We start from the raw sequence: 19,496 nt of genomic DNA on the forward strand, positions 1-19,496 counted from the left end.
AACCACATCCTGCTCGGTCACCTCGCTCGCGTTCGCCCGACGGCTCAACGCGGTGATCGATTTCGACGGCGTCCTCGGATTCATCCCGGGCGATCGGATGCACGAAGCCGCAGACCTGGCCCGAGCGCGGGCGCTGGTGGCGTCGCTCCCGGGCACCCTCAGGGAAGTCTCCTACGACACTGGCGGTGGCGACCGCTGGATCCGACATGTCGGCGACCGGGAATTCCTCACTGCCTGGCTGCAGCACCCAGACTTCCACCTCATCAAGTAAGCCCGCCCATGCCGCACCGCACTTCGGCATGACTCCCTCCAGGTTGACACTCACACCGGCCTCCAACTGGGCACGTTCATCCGTACCTCACTGAGCACTCTCATGAGTACGCGGACAGACGCCCGCCCCTTGAAGCGGATCGCGGCCTCTCACGGACAGCCGCCCCGGTGGCTTCGGCGGCGGGGTACGTTCGGAAGTACGGGGTGCGGCCCTGGCCACCAAGGCCGCGACGGGGGTCGCACCCCGACATCGCGAGAGCGTCCTGCCAGCAGTGCCCGCCATTCCAATACCTCGTGTGGGTGGAGCAGAGGTCGCCGGCAAACCGCCCCACTTCCAGCGCCGTCGCAGCGGTCATGAAGCCAATCAACGAGCAGCACATCGCGGAGCCCGGCCTGGTGGTGCTGGACATCACCGGCGGGGACGAGGACACCGTCCAGGCCGTCATGGCTGCGCTGCAGGAGCGCTGGGCGACTTCGGGCATCGGCCCAGTGCGTCGGGATCCCGGCGAACCCGGGGTGCGCGCCCGGGTCTACGCCGACGTCCTGCGCCCGGGGCGGGAGGGCCCCTAGTTGGCAGTCTGGGCAAGCCCTGCGTCGGAAGGGCTTGCCCAGACTCTCCTAAGGCTTGCCCAGTGCTGAGCGCGCCCACAGCGGCCGGCCCTGGCCACTCCCACCGCAGTGGGCGCAGCGTCCCGAGCGTGCGATGCCGGGCGCGCCGATGGTTCGTCGGCGTCGAGCAGGAGCCTGGTCAGCCCCCTCAGGTGGTCCTTGTGCAGGGCCAGGTCCTGGCGCTTGCCGACCATGACGTCCAAGGCGATGTCCGGGCCGAGAGTCCGGGAGTCCCAGCTGATGCCGTGGGTGGCAGTGGCGATCATGTCGTGTATTTCACTCGCGGTCCGCGCCCCGGTCAGCTGGACTCGCGACGCGAGAATGACGTCCGATGCCTGGGCGAAGGACAGGATGCCTGCGGGCCGGGCGAACGGCCCGCTGGTGACGACCGGGTCGCGATGTGTGCCTGTGAGCCGGGCCATCGCGTGCCACAGGTAGTCGCCCGGCCCGTACGGCCAAGCCGCTGCAGCCGCGGGGTCGAAGTCCTCGCTCTTGTCTTGCTTCTTTCGTCTCATGACTCCGGTGTACGGCCGACGAGGTGGTGTCGGCCGGCTCGAAGCTGCCACCTCCCAGAGGGTGACGCGGCGGCTTCGGGGGGCGTCCCGCCCTGCGGCCCGGCGCCGGGCAAGCCCTCCGTTCGGTACGGCTTGCCCACCTGGCCCGTGACCGGTCGGCGGTCCGAGCGTGACCGATCCGCATCCCGCGATCCGTCAAACAGCACGTCAGCGTCGTGACCGACCCGTGCAACTCCCGACCGAGCCGGTGACCGGTCATCGGTCACCTGTCATCGGTCAGCCACAGCCTCGCTGGGACCCCGGGCGGACCGTGACCGACGCCGCCCTGCCGGCGAGCCCCGGCCGGGTGGGCAAGCTCGGTTCGGGGTGGCTTGCCCAGGCTCCCCTTGGGCTTGCCCAGCGCCGGTCAGCGGCCGACCGCTTCGGGGTAGCGGGCGCGGCGCCGGTCCGGGTCGTCGACGCCGATCTCGTGCGAGGGCTCGCCGCGCTGGAGGCCGAGGCAGGGTGTTCACCCACACCTCGATGGTGATGCCCTGCACGTCGGCGGTGAGCGCCTGCAGGCGGTTGTCGAGCAGATGCTCCGCCTTGCCCGCCAGGACGACGTGCAGCCGCGGGAAGGTCTTCGAGCGGGTGTAGCGGTGGCGCTGCCAGAACGGGTACGTCCCGCCGATGGTGCCGCGGGCTCCCTCCCAGACGCGGGGCCCGGCGTAGCGCTCGTAGTCCCAGACCTCCTTGGCGAGGCGGGCCTGGGGCATGCTGCCGTTGTCGAGCTCGAAGAGGCGCACCTCGCTGGTCCTGGTCGGCACGGCGAGGACGGCGTCGGTGTTGAAGCTCAGGCCGGTCTCCTTGATGGCGTGGTTCACCTCCACCTGCCAGTCGGTCAGGTACTCGCGGCGGCCGAGGACGGTGTCGGTGTCGGTGTCGGTGTCGGTGTCGGTGTCGGTGTCGGTCACCGCGACGGCGTGCGGGCCGAACCCGGCTCGGACGGCCTTCGCTCCGGTGCCAGCCTTCGGCCGGAGTTGGTCACTGTGATCCTCGACGTCGGTTCTGAAGCTCTGTGAGTGCCTCCGCGGCGTGGGGGTGCCCGGCCTCGACGGCGGTTCGGTAAAGATCTTCGGCTTCCGCCTCCCTACCCGGCTGGTGCGAGAGTAGGAAAGCGAGGTTGCCCGCAGCCAAAGCGTCTCCTGAGCTCATGGCGACGCGGAACAGCTCCTCTGCCTCGTCATCGCGGCCTTGTTCAGACAACAGCGCTGCGAGCGTGTTGGCGGCGCTGCCGTCTCCCGCAGCGATCGCGTGTGTGTACACGGCCTCGGCATCCGCCTGCCGTCCCTGTTGCCACAGGAGGAGGCCGAGGTCGTGGAAGGCATCTGGGTGCCCGGCCTCCATGGCTGCGCGGAAGAAGCTCTCGGCCTCGGCTTCACGGCCTCCTTGTCTGAAGAGCAGGAGGCCGAGGTTGTAGAGCGCCTGTTCGTCTCCGTCCTCCGCGACAGAGCGGAGCAGGACTTCGGCTTCGGGTTCCGCCTGCTGTCCGCCCTGCCAGACCAACAGGACGGCTAGGTTGTGGCGCGCATCGTCGTTTCCATCTGCCACCTCCTGGCGATAGAGCTCTTCGGCTTCGCCTTCGCGGCCCTCTTGCTTCGACAGGAACAGAGCCAACTGGGAACGAGCATGGTCGTCGCCTGCCGCGATGGCAGCGCGGAAGAAGTTCTCGGCTTCAGGCTCCCGCCCTTCCTGCTTGCACAGGAGTATGGCGAGGTTGAGGATTGCGTCTGTACCGCCCGCCTCGATGTCAGTGCGGTAGAGATCCTCGGCTTCGGCAAGACGCGCTTCCTGCGTGGACAACAGGGTGGCCAGGTTCAAGACAGCGTAGGTGTGGCCCGCAGCGATGGCGTCGCGGTATAGCCGTTCGGCTTCTTCTCGACGTCCTGCCTGGGTGCTCAGAAGCAGAGCAAGATTGAAGCCAGCGGGTGTGTACCCGGCTTCCAAGGCGTGGCGGTAGAGGTGCTCGGCTTCCGTCTGACGCTCTGGCTGCGAGCTGATCAGCTTGGCAAGATTGTGGGCAGCCTCGGCCATTCCGGCGCCCATGGCGGTTCGGTAGAGGCCTTCGGCTTCGGCTTGCTTGCCTGGATGCGACGCCAGGCTTGCGGCGAGGTTGTAGGCACATCTCGGACTCCCCTCGGCGACTCCTTGGCGGTACAGAGCCTGGGCTTCCTCCTCACGCCCGGGCTTTTCCTGCAGGAACGTGGCGAGGTTGAAACGGGCATCGGGATCTCGGGCAGCGATGGCCTCGTGGAAGAGCCGTTCGGCCTCGGCTTCCCGGCCCGGCTGCTTGGACAGAACTACGGCCAGGTTGTTGAGGGCGTAGACGTTCCCCACCGCTATCGCGCTGCGGTAGAGCGCTTCCACCTCCGCCTCTCGCCCCTCCTGACCTTCCAGGAAGCCAGCAAGATTGTGGGCCGCGTTGACGTCGCCAGCCTCTATCGCAGTGCGATAGAGCTCCACGGCCTCTGCCTCCCGGCCATCCTGGCCAGCGATGAGCAGAGCAAGGTTGTTCGCCGCTGGGACATTGCCGGCCCGAATGGCGCGGCGGTACAGCTCCTCGGCCTCCGCTTCCCTGCCGCCCAACCGTGCCAGGAGGATGCCCAAAGTGTTGCAGGCTCTGACATCTCCACGGCCGACGCAGGTACGCAGAATGTTTTCGGCCTCGGCCTCCCGTCCTTCCTCGCCGGCAAGGAGGGTGCCGAGGCCTATGAGGGCATCCTTACGACCCTTGCGAAGGACACGCCGGTAGAGCTCCTCAGCTTCCTGCCCTCCGCCTTCCCTGCGGGCCAGGATCCCGGCGAGGGCATACATGGCGTCGACGTTCCCCACCGCTATCGCGCTGCGGTAGAGCGCTTCCACCTCCGCCTCTCGCCCCTCCTGACCTTCCAGGAAGCCAGCAAGATTGTGGGCCGCGTTGACGTCGCCAGCCTCTATCGCAGTGCGATAGAGCTCCACGGCCTCTGCCTCCCGGCCATCCTGGCCAGCGATGAGCAGAGCAAGGTTGTTCGCCACTGGGAGATTGCCGGCCCGAATGGCGCGGCGGTACAGCTCCTCGGCCTCCGCTTCCCTGCCGCCCAACCGTGCCAGGAAAATACCCAAAATATTGCAGGCTCTGACATCTCCACGGCCGACGCAGGTACGCAGAATGTCCTCGGCCTCGGCCTCCCGTCCTTCCTGCTGAGTCAGCAGGAAGCCAAGATCCACCATGGCTTCGGGATAGGTGGCGGCAAGCGATCTCCATGCCATCTCGGCGATGTCGAGTTCATCCGCGCTTTGCGCGGTGCGGCCGATACGGACGAGCCCTTCATCCGTAGCGTGCTTGAGAGCCGTCAGCCATGTGAGCCGGCTGACGGGGGTGGCGGTGTGGTCGATGAGGTAGTCAAAGACATGCCAGTAGTCGGCACGGCTAGTGGGAAGGAGGAGGCTGGTAACTCCGCAGCGAATCTCGGCTGCCCATGCCACTGCTTCTTCCAGTGACTCCGGACGCAGAGGCGCGCCTCCCGCAGCGGAGAGATGCTGGAAGTGGAGCGCAATGATGAGGAGCAAGGGGTGGGGCGGCGGGATCCCCGTACGCGCTAGGTCGATCGCTGCTGAGACCAGGGCAGCTCCGCGGGCATGAAACGCGGCAACATCCCGCGCTTGAGTGAGCTCGCTCAGGAGACGAGGTCCTGCTGCGAGGTACTCAGCAATGCCGTAGGGGCCGTGGCGGGCTACGGCCTCCGAGATGCGGGAGTCCTCGAAAGCCCCAGCGCGGTCTACTTCGTCGACTGACCAGATCCGGCTGACTGTGACAGGGGTGACTGTGTTCAGGACCTGGGCGCCAATCAGAGCACTCTCAGCTCTTACCGGGTCGGAGGCAGCAAGGTCGCGGACGCGAGGGCTGAATATGTCGTACTGCTGCAGTCGCATAGTGGCGACCACGGGAATGTGTAGGCGGATCAGTTCATCGAGCAGCGAGAGATCGAGTCCCTCTGGTCCCAGGAAACGCTCGAGGTCGTCCAGCCACAGGACGCAGGGCACACCGGCGTGTTCGATCACTTCCACGATGACCGGCAGATCCTTGCCGCTGCGGGGCCGCGCAACTCTACGGTTCGAAAAGGTTGTCCGTACCGCCTCGTAGGCGCTTCGTGTCTTGCCAGCGGTGGAGTCACCGATCAACAGCACTACACCGCCGTCTTCCCCAGCACGGCGCAGCTGCTTGGCCAGCGAATGGTCGAAGTCACGGCGTACGTATGGGGGAACCACGCTCCCCTCACTGTCGGATTCGGAACGGTGAGTGCCAGCTTGCAGCGGGTCCCACCGGTCGGCCTGGGGCCAGCGGTCCGGATTCTGAAGGTAGCGGGGCACCGTCACCCCTGAAGCGGTCACAGTGATCGGCCCACTGATCGTTCCGGCCATCACCACGTTGCCCCGATTGGGGCCGACGATCGTGTTGGCGTTCCCTTCCACGACGTCGCTGGCGGCCGGCTCATCCACAGGATCACGCGGGGCTTCGGTCACTGGCGGTTCACCCCTCAGGGTCGCCAGGAGGAGAGGGAGGCGGCGTGGTGAAGCTGATCGGCCCATGCACGTCATCTGCCATGAGCAGGTTGCCGTAATTGCTGCCGCGGACGGTGTTGTGAGTCTGGCCCTCGCTGCTGCCACGACTGTGCCGTTGCTGCCACGCCAGGAGACTCTGCCGGAACTCGGGATCCTCATCGGCGCGCAGTTGAAGTGCGGCAGCCAGGTCCTGTGCGCGAGCACCATCGGTGGGGCTGTTCTGCAGTGCCTGCAGCTCGTTCACCCCGGGCGCCGGCTGCACGGACTCAACGCCGCCTTCTGCGTTCCGTCGCTGGAAAGGGCGATGAACGAGTTCCGTGAGGGCGACCCAGCCCTGGGCTGCAACGGCACCGCCAGCCCCGCCAGCCAGCGCGAGCAAGATCTGCACTGTGATCGGATCCATCACCAATCCCCCCACAGCCCGCTGACACCCCTCCCACGGATGCAGCAGGCCCACAGGCGCCGAGCGGTAGTGACACATGCACAGCGCGGGCGTTTCAGCCACTGTCTCATCCACCGCCTTGTGCAGGCTCTCTACCCGATGTCCCACGACATCACACGAACTACTTGTTGGGGCCGCCGTGCGCCTGCTCGCGAACCGCGAGACCGGCACGTACCGGCGCTGCGCCCTGAGTCCGACGGACCGTGCACAGGCTCCGTGAGCAGGCAACCCGTGATCCCGCCTCGGTCGTCGTCAGGCCACCGGCACTGATCAGCAGTCAGGCAGGGGGTTAGGGCCTGTCCGACGGATCATGTGACCTGTCCCGGGTTCAAGTCGTTGGCATGTCCATGGGGCGGGGAGATCTCACGAATGAGGAATGGTTGCGGCTGAAGCAGCATCTGCCGAAGTGCGGGCAGCGGGGCGGGCGTTGGGAGAGTCATCGCAGGGTGATCCACCCGTCACGAGAAAATCGCGTGCACCTGATCGACCGCTTCGGGTCCGTAGCCAACCGCGCCCACGGGGACGGCGCCGTTGATCGCCTCGATCACACGCCCAGCCCATACCGGCCCGAATCCCCCGCACAGTTCAATCAGCTGCACGCCCTCGCCCACCAGGCGGCGCGCGGCCTCGATGCCCTCCTCGGGCTTCTCCACCCCGACGAACACACTGCGGCACGTACCCGTGTCCACGACGCTGACATCGCCACCTGCCGCGCTGCCGTCCGCCGTGTAGATGAACCCCCAGTGTGTGAGCGCCATACGTATCGACCTCCTGTGATCGTCAGAGCCACCAGCCAAGCAGAGCCAGGGCGGGAATGGCCTGGAACGGAGACAAGCCGTGAGTGATCTACGCCGCACTCCGGATGCCCGCACCGTCCAAGTACAGCAACACGGCCCGCTAGCGCATGATCCGCCGGACAGCTCCTAAGCAGCTCTGCCCGAGCGGTGCGGCCCCAGATCGTCAGCAATGTGGTCGAGCCCTGCTTCGCTTTGGTTGAGGATCTGCCGGGCTCTGGAAAGCGCGATGTCGATGTCGTCGTGGTCGGGCGCGGCGGGAACCTGGCCGGTCCCCGTCAAGAGTTCGAAGGGCTCAAGGCGCTCCTGCGGCCCGCTGGCGTGCTCGAGCTCGGAGCGGAGAACTGCGATCTGCTCTTGGAGTCGCAACGAAAGTTCTTCGGCCCTGATCCTGGCTTGCTGTGCGCGCTTGAGCTCTTCCTTGGCTCGCTCGGTTTGCTCTTGGGCCCGACGCAGGCGGTCTGCAAGGTCGACGTAGGAGGGTGATGTGTCGCGCAGGCGGAATCGCATTTCTTCGAAGGTGGCGATGTCCACTTGGAGCTTGCCGATCATGGCCATGAGAATGATGGCCAGCTTCTGTGCGTTCTCCATCGATTCACGCAGAGCCTGCTGCTGTTCCAGCGACGCCGTGAGCCGCTCGTACACCTCCATCTCACGTGAGCCGGTTCGAACGACTGCGCCGCGCGAAACCGCAGGCCCCCTTGAGCTCGGCTTCATGGCTCGGTCCCACAGGGACATGGCGTGGGCGAGTCGGCGTTCGGCGACTGCGGGAGGGGCGACTGCCCTCACCAGGGCGACGACGAATTCGTGGGGAGGGATCCTGCCAGCGAGGTAGTCAGAGATCCGAGGTTTGGACATACGCAGCCTTCGGCTCAACTCGAAGGTTCTGATGCCAGCCTCGTCCACCAGGTGGCGCAGAAACGCCGCGAGATCGTGCGCCTCGCGGGTGGCCGCCCGGATGGGGCGGCGCGGTCGGCCCCTGTGGCCCACGTGTTTGCGCTCGAGTGGGGCACTGTGTGCGCCGGGCTGCTCGATGGCCGGGCGAATGCGTCGGAGGGCTTGCGTCCAGTCCTCATGGCGGTGGGTGGGGACCTCGCATGCGGTCAGGTAGCTGCGCATCTGACGCTCGGAGATCGGCAGCGTCCTTCCCAGGCTGATGCGATGCGCGGTCGATCGCGGGAGAATGCCGATGCCGCCAGCCTCTCCTTCCATGGAGCGCATGGTCGGGCGGCCTGCCCACAGGTGCAGGTCACGCAGGCTGTTGCGCAGGTCGTCTGCCGTGGCGCAGAGTTTCGGATCGGGTGCGTGGTAGCTGTAGCGGGGCAGGATTGAGGCGTAGCGCGCCTTCTTCCACAGAAGCCGCGCCTGGGCCACGTCTGCGTCGCAGGCCGCTCCGGGCGGTGTTGAGGCCATGACGTAGACGAGAACGGTGCTGAGTTTGGGCACGCCAGCTCCCGAGGCAGCCCGCTTGAGGGTGGATGGTGACAGCTGGGCCACAGATGCGAGCTGGCCGTAGGTCACCTGAGAGGCGGCCCTGAGGGCGCGCAGGAAATCGGCTAGGGCGGCGTGCTCGGGGACACGCCGGTCCACGGGCTTTTCGGGGCGCGCCACTGCCTACTTCTCCGGTCCCAGCAGGGCTCGCAGCGCGGCGCCGAACCGTCCGGCCCCTCCGGTGACGGTAAGGAGGACGACGCTCGAGCCGATGGCTCCGGATCCACCGATCAGCCACAGCACGTCGGCGACGGGCATGTGGAGAACGGCCAGCAGAGCGGCGGTGACGAGGAAGGCAATGATGACGGCTGCATGAGCGGGACCGAATCCGGTCGCGGCCTGGGGCGACGGGGGCGGGGAAGAGCTCGCAGGGGAGGAAGAGCGGGAACGAGGCATGGCGCAATCTCCTGATCGTGCGTCCTGCCGACAGGGATCGCATGCCGACAGGACGAGGGCTACTGGCTCCAAAGGCGTTGCTTCACAGGGCGGTTGGCGCCGCCGGATGTGATGCCTGGAACTGAGCATCCCAGCTACTGAGCCGTTCGTGGATAGCACCAGAAGAGGGCGCGGGCGGTTGGCTCATGGGCGTCCCGCCCCGGACTCTTTTCCCCGCTGGCAGGTTCTGGCACACCACCCCCTGCAACCAGGGAGGACGTAACGAGTACCGCTCCGATGCGACCGGTTGGGCCCGCTCGTTGGCTCGGGCGCGTCCCAGTTGCACTTGCCTGCGCCAAGGTCCGATGAGACGGTCTCTAACGTGGCAGGCGCCTCACACGGCACCCCGCCCGTCATCCCTGATTGCTACTGGCTCCAGCCTCGGTGAACAGGGACAATCGCAGGCCCATGTTGGCGCATGACCTGCAGTGCACGAGACAGGCACCTCCGCCGACGCGGTGGGTGCCTCTCTCATTTCCTAACTCTTCGCGGATCGCGCCTCATAGCCAGTGCGGGCCTCATGAAGCGGCAGCGTGTGGACGACTCAGCCAAGCATCGCCCCCAACACCATTCAGAGCCTCGATCGGTGCCCTGCCGCTGGCGGTCGCGAGGGACATGGGCTGCCCGATCGCCTACCTTCCGGGCCTCACGATGCGGCGGATCGCCGACCTCTACCCAGGTGAGGCGAAGACGGATGCGATGGACGCGTTCATCATCGCGGACGCCGCCCGGGCAATCCCTCACACGCTGCGGGCGATCGACGGCGAGGACGAGACGATCGCCGAGCTGGAGATGATCGTGGGCTTCGACGACGACCTGGCCGGCGAAGCGACCCGCGTCGCGAACCGGCTGCACGGCCTGCTAACGCAGATCCACCCGTCGCTGGAACGAGTGCTGGGGCCGCAGTTGCAGCACCCTGCCGTTCTATCGCTGCTGGAGCGGTTCGGGTCACTGGCCCAAATCCGTAAGGCCGGCAGGCGCCGACTGGTCACGCTGTTACGGCCGAAGGCCCCGAGGATGGCCGAGCGGCTGGTCGACGACATCTTCACCGCCCTGGACGAGCAGACCGTCACCGTTCCAGGCACCGAGGCGGCCGCTCTGATCGTCCCGAGCCTGGCCAGATCACTGACCGCGGTCCTTGACCAGCGCAAGCTGCTGGCCGGGCAGATAGAGGAACTCCTGGAGGCCCGCCCTCTTTCCAAAGTCCTGACGTCGATGCCTGGAGTCGGCGTCAGGACCGGAGCCCGGATTCTGATCGAGGTCGGTGACGGCAGCACTTTCCCGACCGCCGGCCACCTCGCCGCCTATGCCGGTCTCGCCCCGGCGACCCGCAGTTCGGGGTCGTCGATCCGTGGCGAACAGCCGTCCGGAGGGGAAACAAGCAGATCAAACGGGCCTTCTTCCTCTCCGCGTTCGCGGCCCTGGGTGCCCGGCATCGCGGGCCTACTACGACAGGAAGATCGCCCAGGGCAAGCACCACACCTAAGCTCTGCTCTGTCTCGCCCGGCGCCGGGCAGATGTTCTCTTCGCGATGCTCCGCGACGGCACCTTCTACGAACCGCAGCCGGTCCGGGCCGTCGCTCCGCAGCCCTAGACCATGGCCAGAAGGTGATCCGTGGGGCCGTAGTCGATCTTCCAGTCGGCATAGACCCCACAGAATCCGTCCTTGATGCACCACAGGCCCACGGTCACCCAGCGGACCGATCCGTCGTCGCCGAGTGAGAACGCGACCGCGGCCTCGAACTCCTCTCTCCCGCAGGGGCAGCCGGCCGCACCGGGCTCGCCGTCCTCCCAGTACTCCTCGTTCCAGTACTCCTCGCTATCGGCGATGAACGCGCGGCTGCCGCAGCCAGAGCACTCCCGTTCCGCTCCGAACGCATTGACCAGCACGAAGAACACCCGGCCACCGCACCCACACACGGAAGGAGCGATCTTCACCGGGCGTCCGTCAACCGCACCCCGGAGGAACCCCGCGAGCTCCGTGGGGACACCCTCATCAACCTGATCATCAGCATGCACGGACACATCGTTCCAGATGCCCCGGAATCACACCCGACCAGCTTGACCAAAGAGATAGGGGCCCCCGGCCGGTTCTCCACAGGCAGACGGAACCGCCCGCCTGCTGCCGGTCCCGCCAGGCGTGCCGATCGGTGTAGATGGATTCGGCTTGGGGCGATCGAGGTGGACGCGCTCCCCGGATGCACACTGCGGCTGTACACCGACGGAGTGGTCGAATCCCGGCTCCGGCCCGTGGAAATCGGGATGGAGCGGCTGCGCACTTGGCGCAGCTGGGGGCTGCGGGTCGCTGCCGCGGTCACGAGCGCTCGGCCCGTGCAGCCTGTGCCCTGCGTTCCTTCTCGTCATCGGCCATGCCCGCAGTGTGCCCGACCGCGCCGCCCGCGTGCGGCCGTTGGTCCAGTGACAGCGAACCTGGACCGAAGTCTTGCTGACCCCGTCGCGCCCTTCGCAAAATCCGGGCCCGGCCCGAGAATGGGCGCCATGGCCGACAACACGCTGTGGGTAGGCGTACTGACCGCGGGCACCGCGGTGGTGGCGAGCTGGGTGACCAGCCAGGGTACGGCGCGTGCCGCCCGGATTCAGGCTGAGACGACGGCGGCGGTCCAGCGGGCGGATCAGCGGCGCACCGCGCGGCGCACCGCCTACGCCGACGTCATCGAGCAGGCGCAGAGGATGGGCGACCTGTACTGGAAGGTCAACGACGCCCACGCAGAACCGGATCCCGAGTCGCGCACGGCCATGCTCAAAGACCTGCGGCTACGGTTGCGCGACGCGTACGCGACGCTGCGCCACCTCGTACGAGTGGTGGAGCTGGAGGGGCCTCAGGAGGCCGCGGCGGCCGCCGACCGGCTGCGGCGCTCGACGTCTGACAACTACCAGGCGCTGGAGGACATGATCGGGGGCGAAGCGGACGCGATCCAGCGGTTTAACGAGTGCTACGCCCCTTTCTGGGAACGGGTCGTCGCCCTCGTGGCCATCGCGCGGGAGGTGCTCCAAGAGGGTGCCGTCCCGGCGCCGGTTCCCGCACCCGCCCCCCGGGCACGCCGGCCATGGCTCAGGCATCGGCCGGGGGCAGGAGGATGAGCAGGCCCGTCACCCGTCAGTTGTTCGCGTAGGGATAGCAGTCGGTCCAACTTCGGTGGCAATTGGTCCAGGTTCGATGTCAGAGGACAGCGCAGCACGCCGCGTGCGGGTCCGGCCGTGACGGCGGGGGCGCGGGCCTGATACGGTCCGCGCCCGAGACGAGAGGCGACGCCCGCATGGCCACCGCACCCCGCCAGGTCCCCAAGACGTATCCCGCCGGTACCGGCCGGCCCACCGAACGGAAACTCACCGACGAGAAGGTCGTCAGGACGGTGAACGTGGCCGGGACCGTGTGGGATGCGGGGAAGAAACGCGCTGGTCAGGACGAGGTCTCGATCTCCCATGCCGTCGGGCTGTTCCTCGAGGCGTACGCCGCCGGCCTCCTGGACCTGGACGCCATCACCGCGCAGCTCGACGCGCTCGCAGCCGGCGAGGACCCTGGAGCTGTACCCGGCGTCGGCGCGTGGACGGAGGAATCGCCTCCCGCCTTCCCGCACCCCAGTTGGAGCAGCGGGGACGGCGTCCCGCGCGCACTCGACATCCTCGACGCCGAGGACAGGCCCTGACCTGCACACTCGTACGCCCCGCCCGGAAACCCGGGCGGGGCGTTTGTCGTTCACGAGCAGGCCCGTCATAGGGCCGCGGGTCATCGCCGGCGGGCGGCGACCGCGACGCCGACCGCCGCGGCCAGAGCCCCGGCCACCGTCGCCACCGTCGCGATCGGCCCCGTCAGCGACGGGTGGGCGACGCACATGTAGCCGGCCGTTGCGAGGACCAGGACGCCGAGGATGACCAAGCACAGCGTCAGGAGCGGGTCCGTGGCCGGCTGCTGCGGCGGCCGCGGGGGCCGCTGCTGCAGGGTCTGGGGCTGCGGGTCGGTAGCAGTGGACATGAGGTTCCCTCCCGGTAGGTCTCCGCGGATGGTCCACGGACATGGTGCTGCACACCTCTCCGGGGGTTGCAGTCTGCGCACTCCGGTGAGGGGCAAACAGCACAGTGCGGGAGCCATGGGATAGCGGCGCAACCTCACCTCTGCGCGGCCGAGGGCGGTCGACCGACCGGAACAGACCTTCGCGCAGACGTTTCCACGTGCGGCCGCGCGCGAGGCGGGCCCCGGCCAACTCCCCTTGCGACCAGCGCAGGACACTGTCCCGGTGACTATTCGCCGCGCCCTGGGCACAGGCCCCCGAGCCTCCGTCCTCTCCCCCGAACCCCGCAGGACCCGCCTCGCCGCCGAGGGGGCCGAGCCGGCTCCCCCAACCGAACCTGTACCTGCGCCCGAACCCGCACGCGGCCGCCGCACACTCGGCGAAGGCCCCGCCCATCGCTGAGGCGTCCGGGAAGGAACTGTCAGTGCCCGACGCGGACCAGGCCTGGTGCCAGGCTGTCTGCCTGGGTCATGCCTCCAAAGCCTCCGTCACGGGCAGGCACTCGGCGAGCAGGTCGACGACGTCGCGCCAGGCTCGCCGTGCGTGCTGTGGGTGGTAGCCGACGCCGGGGACCGTGGGGTGGCCGACCGGCGGGTGGTGGAAGGCGTGCAAGGCGCCGCCGTAGACCGTGAGGCGCCAGTCGACGCCCGCGGCCTGCATCTCAGCGGTGAACGCGTTCCGTTGCGCGGGCGGCATGATCGGGTCTTCCGACCCGACCCCGGCCCACACCGGGCAGCGAATGCGCGCCGCCTCGCCCGGCCGGCCCGTGGTAGTTGCGTTGACTGTCCCGATCGCGCGCAGGTTGACGCCGCCGCGCCCGAGTTCCAGCCCGACGGCACCCCCGGTGCCGTAGCCGACGGCGGCGATCCGGTCGGGGTCGGTCCGCGGTTCGGTGCACAGCACGTCGAGCGCCGCATGGCCGATGCCCCGCATCCGGTCGGGATCAGCGAGCAACGGCAGGCAACGGGCCAGCATCTCCTCGGGGTCACCCAAATAGCGCCCTCCATGAAGGTCGAAGGCCAGCGCTACATAACCCAGCTCGGCGAGAGCGTCGGCCCGGCGGCGCTCGACGTCGCTGAGCCCCATGCCCTCTGGTCCGAGCAGCACCGCGGGCCGGCGGTCGACACCGGCCGGGAGCGCGAGGTGCCCGATCATCGTCAAACCGTCCGCCGGATATTCGATCGTTCGCGTCGAAATCGTCGTCATGAGACTGGACTGTAGTGATCATCGAGGCCGGTCCGGCCGGTGTTCTGCCGCTGGCCGAACAGCGCGCGTGTCCCTCTGAAATAGGGGGGCCGGGCTCAGGGCTTCAAGATCATCCCGTTGCCCCTCTGGCACGTATCTCGGTCACACCCCCAAATGCCGAATCCCCGTGAACACCTGGCACGACAGCCTCGCCGACACGCCTCCGGGACCGAACCGCCCAGCCCGGGCGGGCACCCGGGGGCAAACCCACCCGCCGAGGGACGGCGCCCACTCCAGGAACTGCCCCGCCGGCGCCTGAGGAGACCCGACACCCCCGGCAGCACCAGATCCTGTTGCTGAGCCTGGCTCAGCGTTTGACGCGTCCGCGTACCGCGAGGACGGCCAGGGCGAGAAGTGCTGGTTCGAGGAGGCGGGAGGCCATCTCGATGTAGGTGCCGGCGGTGGTGAGGTCCTGTCCGCTGGATCGGAACACGACCGAGTTGAGGGTGACGCTGAGGGCCTTGTCGAAGCGCTTGACGGTGAGCCTGTCCCCGGTGGGGTTCTTCAGGTCCTCCTTGTCGATGACGAAGCTGACCCTGCCGCCGCCAGCCGGAATGGTGCCTGTCGCCTTCTGCTTGGGCCCCTCGGCGGGCAGGCCCCACAGCATCAGCACCAGGATCGTCACGGACATCGCGGCCAGCAGCCAGGTCAGGGCGCGGGAGGCGCGCAGGCCGTAGCCGGAGAGCAGCCAGTAGGCGTGCAGGAGTCCGCGTTCGCCGGGCGGGGTGCCGGTGCCGTCGTCGCGGCGGTCGTGGCGGCGCATCTCCATCTCGCCGTAGTAGAAGTCGGATGCCCCGGGCTCGTTCTTGCCGTCTTCGAAGGCCTTGCGTAGCTGCCGGTAGGTGGCGGCCACGTCCTCGGGGTCGGGGGTGAGGGCGGCGTCGGGGTGTCCGGGGCCGGTACGCCAGGCGTACGGTGCGGGCGGCCGGTTCGGGTCCATGGCGGGCTGGCCGGCGCAGTGGGCCCGCCAGTGGTGTTCCTCGGCCAGCGTGCGCCTGCGGGTCCACCGTGCTGGCAGGATGCCCCGACGGTGCCAGCCGCGGGGGGTGGTGGCGAAGGTGCAGCGGCCTTCCAGACGGAGCTGGTCGAGGTGGAAGGCGCCGGCGAAGAGGCAGTCGGACAGGTCGATGTCGGTCAGGAGCAGGTGCGCGGCGTCCACGCCCTGGACCGACGCAACCCTGACGCTAGGGGAGCCGGGGAGCAGGCCTTCGTCTACGGGCCCGCGGAAAAGGCTGAAGCGGGTGGGGTGGGCGGCGACTGCGACCGGGGCCGACAGGACGGCATCCGTGAGGTTCACGGAGGCGTATCGCAGGCGCAGTGTTGCGGTCGATTCCCACCGTGTTCGAACGCACGACACGCTGGGCGCAGCGATCTCCAATGTCACGGGCGCTTCGAATATCGCGCCCGATAGGCCGACGCCGTGCGCGGCCACCAAGGGCCCGAACCACGACAGGGTTGTGAATCTAGCGTTGCCGAACCTGGCCATGTCGGCAAATAGCGCCCCGCTGAAGACGGCCTCCCCGGCGAACTGGGTTTCTTCGAATGCGGCTTCCCCGGCAAATCGCGCCCAGCCGAATCCTACTCCGCCGGAGAACTGTGCCCTGTCGAAGCGGACCTCGCCGCCGAAGGAGGCCCCCATGAACACCGTCTCCCCGGCGAATTGGGCCCCGTCGAACGTTGTGTCGAGGGCGAAGTGCGTCCTGTCGAACCCGGCTGAGCCGCTGAACCGTACTCTTTCGAAACTAACGTGGCCGTCGAACCGCGCCCTATTGAAGCTGGCTGCGCCGCCGAACTGAGCCCCGTCGAATCCGGCCCCGCTGCCGAACCGGGTCTCGCCGAACTCGGCATCCTTGGAGAACTGTGCCATGTAGAAGTCTGAGCCGTCGGCAAAGTACGCCATCTGGAACACGGCGGATCCTGAGAACTGTGCTGCATCGAACTCCGCTCGCTCGGAGAATTGCACTTCGCTGAACAAGGCGGGATCAGAGAAACGTGCCCCTCTGAAGGTCGCGCATGCACCGAACTGGGCAGCGGAGAATACGGCGAGCGAGGAGAAGTGACTCTGGTCGAACGAGGCCTCCTCGGAGAACCGTGTTCCGGCGAACTTGACGTCGCCCGAGAATTCCGCCCCGCCAAATATGGCCTCTCCAAAGAACTGGGCGCCGTCGAATCCGGCATCTCCAGTGAACCGCACGCCATGGAAGACAGCGTCCCCGGAGAACTGCGCTCCCTCGAAGCGCGCGTCGTGAATGTGAGGTATTCGGGTGGTGGCGTCGCGCAGTGGTTCTAGCAGCGTTAGGAGGAGTGATTCGGTGAAGGGGGTACCGCGATGGTCGATCCGAGCGCCCGGCGCGAGGGTGGCGAGGTAGGTAGTGCGGTCTGGATCGGTCAGATGGGCAAGGCACGCGGTGTTGCCGGGTACATGGATGCCGGGGCAGCCGACGGGGTCCGTGGTTGGGTCAGCGCCGTACGCGCAGTGCCGCCAGGACGGTGTTGTCGGTATCGGTGACGGTGGTGTGCTCATGTGGTGGCGACTCCGCGGGCATCTCTCATGGATGGGCATTGAGCAGGCCGTGCGCCTGGCCGTGTGTTGGCACTGCCATCGTGAGAGGAGTTCGCTGGTGATGTGGCTGGTTCTGCTGAGGGCGTGCGTGGAGCATGCAGATTTTGGTTTCTGTAGTCACCAGGTTTCTCCCCACCGCAGGTCACAGCCGTGCGCAGGCCCCGGTGAGGGGTGGTTCCCTTCGTACTCCCGATCCCTTCAAAGCTCGGTCCGGGGCCGGCTGGTGATGCTCAGAAGCGTCGCGTCGTCAGGAGGTTCTGGGTGCTGCCTGCGAGGAGGCGGGGCATAGCGAGTGTGGGCCGCCGGGTCGGAGTTCAGCACGGTATGGATCCCGCGCTCTTGAAGCAGCTCGGGCAGCGGGCAGCGGCCAGGGAAGAACGCGCTAGGCGCCGACTTCTCCACCAGGAGATCGTCCGCACCGACGGCAAGACCGTGCCACAGCCGGTCTCGCAGAGGACCAGTGCCGCCGGCGTTGCGGAACATCTCGGCGGCTTCGGGTCCGTGGAATTCGTCGCCGACCGGGGTGCGGTCAACGCGGGCAGGAAGGACCCAGACGACCGTTCCTCCGGCAGACCGGAGGCGCTGGGCGAGGCGCTGGATGTTCGGGACGATGCCGCGGGCGTAGGGGTTGGCGCCGACGAAGAACGGCACCATGTCAATGACCACGAGAGCGGTACGGGTGGGATCGTGTTCGTGTACGCGTACCGGCGCCCCCGTCGTTCCTCCTGGCGCCGGTACTCCCGCTCATCGATGTGCCAGGCGTGGAGGAGGGCCTTGGTGTCAGGCATGACAACTGCTCCTGTCAGTCGTGGTCGGGCTGGAGCTTGCGGTTGGTGCCGGACCGTCCGATGTCCAGGTCCAGGTGCGCTGTCAGGGGCGTACCGCTGTTCCAGAAGCCCAGCAGGTCGACGTCGAAGAGCACCAGGCTGCGTCGGGCGGCGAAGGCGCGGGCCTGCTTGGTGAACTTGCACGAGGCGACGAAGAGCGGGACGTCCGCTCCGTGTTCGTCGCGGACGGTGCCGTTGAACTTCTGGAGGTCCGGGCTGCCGACCGTGCGGTGCTTGGCATACCGCTTGCACTGCACCACGATCTTCCTGCCGTCCGGCAGCCGGCCGATCACGTCGGCGCCCAGATCGTTCGCGCCGCCCACCCGGCGGACCTCGGTGCACCCGTCCCGGCGACACAGCTCCGCGACATACTCCTCGAACTCGCGGTCGCCCAGGAGCCAAATCGCCTCCATCGACCGCAGTGCCTGGACCCGCGCCTGCTCCGCGAGCCGGATCTTCTCCGCCTCGGCCTCGCGGCGCCCGGCGCGCACCAGCGTCCCCGTCACACCCCCTGCGGCCAGGACCGCTAAGACCACCAGCAGCACCGTTCCCGTTCCCGTGCTCTGTCCCCTCCGTGGATCCGGCTGTCCGTGCGCTCTACAGCTCCCCAGCCGCGCGCGGATCCATCCGGGTGTGCTGCTCGGAACACCTGAAGTCATTGATTTCAGTACCGCGTCGGCGCTGTGGGAGGACAAGGACGCACTGGGCAAGCGGCCAGCCCATCGCCGATCGGGCACCCGGGCAAGCCGCCTGGAGGGGAGACCCCGGGCCCCCCTCTAGCTACACCTAGCTGGCTTGGCCCCTGAAGCCGCCTTCTTCTTCAGCTCGGGGTCACTTGCCAAATGCGCAGGCAGGGCAGTGGTTGCGTCAATCTCCGCAAGCATCAGCTGGTTCTTCTTGACGATCGCGGTCTCGAGATACGCGCCATTGAGCCTCGCGCAGGTCAGGTCCGCCCGGGTCAGGTTTACGTGGTCCATGATCGCGGTACGTAGGTCTGCGAAGCCCAGGTCCGCGCCGTCCACAATTGCCTGCTTCATGCTCACGTTGTACAGCTCCGCGCTGGTCAGCACCGCGCCGGTCAGGTTCGCGTGCTTCAGGTACGCGAAGTTCAGATGCGCATCGAGGAGAAACGCGCGGGTCAGGTTCGCCTCGTGCAGGTTTGCACGGTCCAGGATCGTGCCAAAGAGGCGGGCGTCCGTCAGATTCGCGTCGCTCAGGTGCGCGTTGGTCAGGTCCGCGTTGGTCAGGTCCGCGAACGTCAGATTCGCTTTTGGCAGCTGGGCGAAACTGAGGGCGGTGTTGTGCAGGGTGACGCGCACTCCGCCGTCGTGACGGCTGTCCCTGTGCGTGAGGACGGCGAGTGCGGCGGTGGTGTCACTGGGGAGTGGTGCGTTGATGTGCTTGGGCAAGGGCCTCGGCTTGGCCCCTGGCTCCGGTCTCGGGTTGTGCGCACGGACGAAGGTGGAAACGACGTTGATCACGGTGGGCTGATCGCGGTGAGAGTCCTGCATGACCCGCTGGAGACCATAGAGCCCGCCCAGACGCACCTCTTCGGATTCCCTGTCACCGAGGAGCTCGACAGCGGCCATGTACCGATCGGTGATGTGCCCAGAAACGCGTCACCGTGCGGCAGCTCATCCAACGAGGATCCCGAACCCGACGGGCCCCCGAGGGCAGAACGCGCGAGGACCGG

18 protein-coding genes and 2 pseudogenes are annotated in these 19,496 nt (G+C 67.7%); 6 read left to right on the forward strand and 14 right to left on the reverse strand.

The genetic code is table 11. The features are described from left to right. Positions 1-52 precede the first annotated feature (52 nt). Together OG472_RS00150 and OG472_RS00155 are read left to right on the forward strand one after the other, a co-directional pair. Positions 53-271 (forward strand): DUF6368 family protein, encoded by a 219-nt coding sequence (locus tag OG472_RS00150; protein ID WP_405834716.1) that lies wholly within the window; start codon positions 53-55, stop codon positions 269-271. A gap of 353 nt (positions 272-624) precedes the next feature. Further along, complete coding sequence (locus tag OG472_RS00155) at positions 625-840, forward strand: DUF6207 family protein (protein WP_331723258.1); 216 nt, start codon at positions 625-627, stop codon at positions 838-840. Here OG472_RS00155 and OG472_RS00160 read toward each other — a convergent pair. The 4 genes from OG472_RS00160 to OG472_RS00175 form a co-directional block, all read right to left on the reverse strand. Continuing rightward, a complete protein-coding gene (locus OG472_RS00160; RefSeq protein WP_331723259.1) occupies positions 837-1,394 on the reverse strand; it encodes a hypothetical protein in 558 nt (185 codons plus the stop codon). The two genes, OG472_RS00155 and OG472_RS00160, sit on opposite strands and share 4 nt — an antisense overlap. Positions 1,395-1,663: 269 nt before the next feature. Then, a complete protein-coding gene (locus OG472_RS00165; protein WP_405943126.1) occupies positions 1,664-2,506 on the reverse strand; it encodes a replication-relaxation family protein in 843 nt (280 codons plus the stop codon). After that, positions 2,418-5,936: a tetratricopeptide repeat protein gene (locus OG472_RS00170; RefSeq protein ID WP_405940599.1), complete on the reverse strand. Its 3,519-nt coding sequence runs from the start codon at positions 5,934-5,936 to the stop codon at positions 2,418-2,420. Before OG472_RS00170 ends, OG472_RS00165 begins: the two co-directional genes overlap by 89 nt. Before the next feature lie 7 nt (positions 5,937-5,943). Next, a complete protein-coding gene (locus tag OG472_RS00175) occupies positions 5,944-6,378 on the reverse strand; it encodes a hypothetical protein (RefSeq protein WP_331723261.1) in 435 nt (144 codons plus the stop codon). Between the two features lie 386 nt (positions 6,379-6,764). Between OG472_RS00175 and OG472_RS00180 the strand changes: the two are divergent. Continuing rightward, positions 6,765-6,872: pseudogene (locus OG472_RS00180) on the forward strand (IS5/IS1182 family transposase); the annotation flags it as partial. Between the two features lie 3 nt (positions 6,873-6,875). Here OG472_RS00180 and OG472_RS00185 read toward each other — a convergent pair. From OG472_RS00185 to OG472_RS00195, 3 genes are all read right to left on the reverse strand, one after another. Continuing rightward, on the reverse strand, positions 6,876-7,175 hold the full coding sequence (locus OG472_RS00185; RefSeq protein WP_033220913.1) for a DUF6506 family protein: 300 nt from the start codon (positions 7,173-7,175) through the stop codon (positions 6,876-6,878). Positions 7,176-7,340: 165 nt separating this feature from the next. Then, the gene (locus tag OG472_RS00190) at positions 7,341-8,822 is read right to left on the reverse strand and encodes a helix-turn-helix domain-containing protein (protein ID WP_331723262.1); all 1,482 of its coding nucleotides are present in this window, start codon (positions 8,820-8,822) and stop codon (positions 7,341-7,343) included. 3 nt (positions 8,823-8,825) lie between these two features. Then, positions 8,826-9,098 carry a hypothetical protein gene (locus OG472_RS00195; protein WP_405826948.1) on the reverse strand — a complete coding sequence of 91 codons (273 nt, stop codon included), beginning with the start codon at positions 9,096-9,098 and terminating at the stop codon, positions 8,826-8,828. 615 nt (positions 9,099-9,713) lie between these two features. Here OG472_RS00195 and OG472_RS00200 point away from each other — a divergent pair. Continuing rightward, a pseudogene (locus OG472_RS00200) lies at positions 9,714-10,731 on the forward strand (IS110 family transposase); the annotation flags it as partial. Here the strand turns inward: OG472_RS00200 and OG472_RS00205 are convergent. After that, positions 10,728-11,156: a hypothetical protein gene (locus tag OG472_RS00205; protein ID WP_331723264.1), complete on the reverse strand. Its 429-nt coding sequence runs from the start codon at positions 11,154-11,156 to the stop codon at positions 10,728-10,730. The pseudogene OG472_RS00200 and the gene OG472_RS00205 sit on opposite strands and share 4 nt — an antisense overlap. A 480-nt stretch (positions 11,157-11,636) precedes the next feature. On the opposite strand from OG472_RS00205, the gene OG472_RS00210 reads away from it, so the two are divergent. After that, on the forward strand, positions 11,637-12,239 hold the full coding sequence (locus tag OG472_RS00210) for a hypothetical protein (RefSeq protein ID WP_405826949.1): 603 nt from the start codon (positions 11,637-11,639) through the stop codon (positions 12,237-12,239). Positions 12,240-12,415: 176 nt separating this feature from the next. Further along, the gene (locus tag OG472_RS00215) at positions 12,416-12,805 is read left to right on the forward strand and encodes a hypothetical protein (protein WP_405940600.1); all 390 of its coding nucleotides are present in this window, start codon (positions 12,416-12,418) and stop codon (positions 12,803-12,805) included. An 80-nt stretch (positions 12,806-12,885) separates the two neighbouring features. On the opposite strand, the gene OG472_RS00220 is transcribed toward OG472_RS00215, so the two are convergent. The 6 genes from OG472_RS00220 to OG472_RS00245 form a co-directional block, all read right to left on the reverse strand. Continuing rightward, on the reverse strand, positions 12,886-13,131 hold the full coding sequence (locus OG472_RS00220; RefSeq protein WP_405826951.1) for a hypothetical protein: 246 nt from the start codon (positions 13,129-13,131) through the stop codon (positions 12,886-12,888). Positions 13,132-13,636: 505 nt separating this feature from the next. After that, positions 13,637-14,374 carry a dienelactone hydrolase family protein gene (locus OG472_RS00225; RefSeq protein WP_405826952.1) on the reverse strand — a complete coding sequence of 246 codons (738 nt, stop codon included), beginning with the start codon at positions 14,372-14,374 and terminating at the stop codon, positions 13,637-13,639. 346 nt (positions 14,375-14,720) lie between these two features. After that, positions 14,721-16,937, reverse strand: a complete 2,217-nt coding sequence (locus OG472_RS00230) for a pentapeptide repeat-containing protein (protein ID WP_405826953.1) — start codon at positions 16,935-16,937, stop codon at positions 14,721-14,723. A gap of 237 nt (positions 16,938-17,174) precedes the next feature. After that, positions 17,175-17,630, reverse strand: coding sequence for a cysteine hydrolase family protein (locus OG472_RS00235; RefSeq protein WP_405826954.1), 456 nt, complete (start codon positions 17,628-17,630; stop codon positions 17,175-17,177). Between the two features lie 148 nt (positions 17,631-17,778). Further along, on the reverse strand, positions 17,779-18,348 hold the full coding sequence (locus OG472_RS00240; RefSeq protein WP_405940601.1) for a restriction endonuclease: 570 nt from the start codon (positions 18,346-18,348) through the stop codon (positions 17,779-17,781). Positions 18,349-18,579: 231 nt separating this feature from the next. Next, positions 18,580-19,392 (reverse strand): pentapeptide repeat-containing protein, encoded by an 813-nt coding sequence (locus OG472_RS00245; RefSeq protein WP_405940602.1) that lies wholly within the window; start codon positions 19,390-19,392, stop codon positions 18,580-18,582. Positions 19,393-19,496 lie beyond the last annotated feature (104 nt).

The organism is Streptomyces sp. NBC_00207 (assembly GCF_045160965.1).
Lineage (GTDB): Bacteria > Actinomycetota > Actinomycetes > Streptomycetales > Streptomycetaceae > Streptomyces.

Excerpts from the sequence above, each read along its gene's own strand:
- OG472_RS00155 (WP_331723258.1), top strand. The coding sequence starts at position 625 with ATGAAGCCAATCAACGAGCAGCACATCGCGGAGCCCGGCCTGGTGGTG.
- OG472_RS00160 (WP_331723259.1), bottom strand. The coding sequence starts at position 1,394 with ATGAGACGAAAGAAGCAAGACAAGAGCGAGGACTTCGACCCCGCGGCT.
- OG472_RS00175 (WP_331723261.1), bottom strand. The coding sequence starts at position 6,378 with ATGGATCCGATCACAGTGCAGATCTTGCTCGCGCTGGCTGGCGGGGCT.
- OG472_RS00185 (WP_033220913.1), bottom strand. The coding sequence starts at position 7,175 with ATGGCGCTCACACACTGGGGGTTCATCTACACGGCGGACGGCAGCGCG.
- OG472_RS00195 (WP_405826948.1), bottom strand. The coding sequence starts at position 9,098 with ATGCCTCGTTCCCGCTCTTCCTCCCCTGCGAGCTCTTCCCCGCCCCCG.
- OG472_RS00210 (WP_405826949.1), top strand. The coding sequence starts at position 11,637 with ATGGCCGACAACACGCTGTGGGTAGGCGTACTGACCGCGGGCACCGCG.
- OG472_RS00215 (WP_405940600.1), top strand. The coding sequence starts at position 12,416 with ATGGCCACCGCACCCCGCCAGGTCCCCAAGACGTATCCCGCCGGTACC.
- OG472_RS00220 (WP_405826951.1), bottom strand. The coding sequence starts at position 13,131 with ATGTCCACTGCTACCGACCCGCAGCCCCAGACCCTGCAGCAGCGGCCC.
- OG472_RS00225 (WP_405826952.1), bottom strand. The coding sequence starts at position 14,374 with ATGACGACGATTTCGACGCGAACGATCGAATATCCGGCGGACGGTTTG.
- OG472_RS00230 (WP_405826953.1), bottom strand. The coding sequence starts at position 16,937 with ATGAGCACACCACCGTCACCGATACCGACAACACCGTCCTGGCGGCAC.
- OG472_RS00235 (WP_405826954.1), bottom strand. The coding sequence starts at position 17,630 with ATGGTGCCGTTCTTCGTCGGCGCCAACCCCTACGCCCGCGGCATCGTC.
- OG472_RS00245 (WP_405940602.1), bottom strand. The coding sequence starts at position 19,392 with ATGGCCGCTGTCGAGCTCCTCGGTGACAGGGAATCCGAAGAGGTGCGT.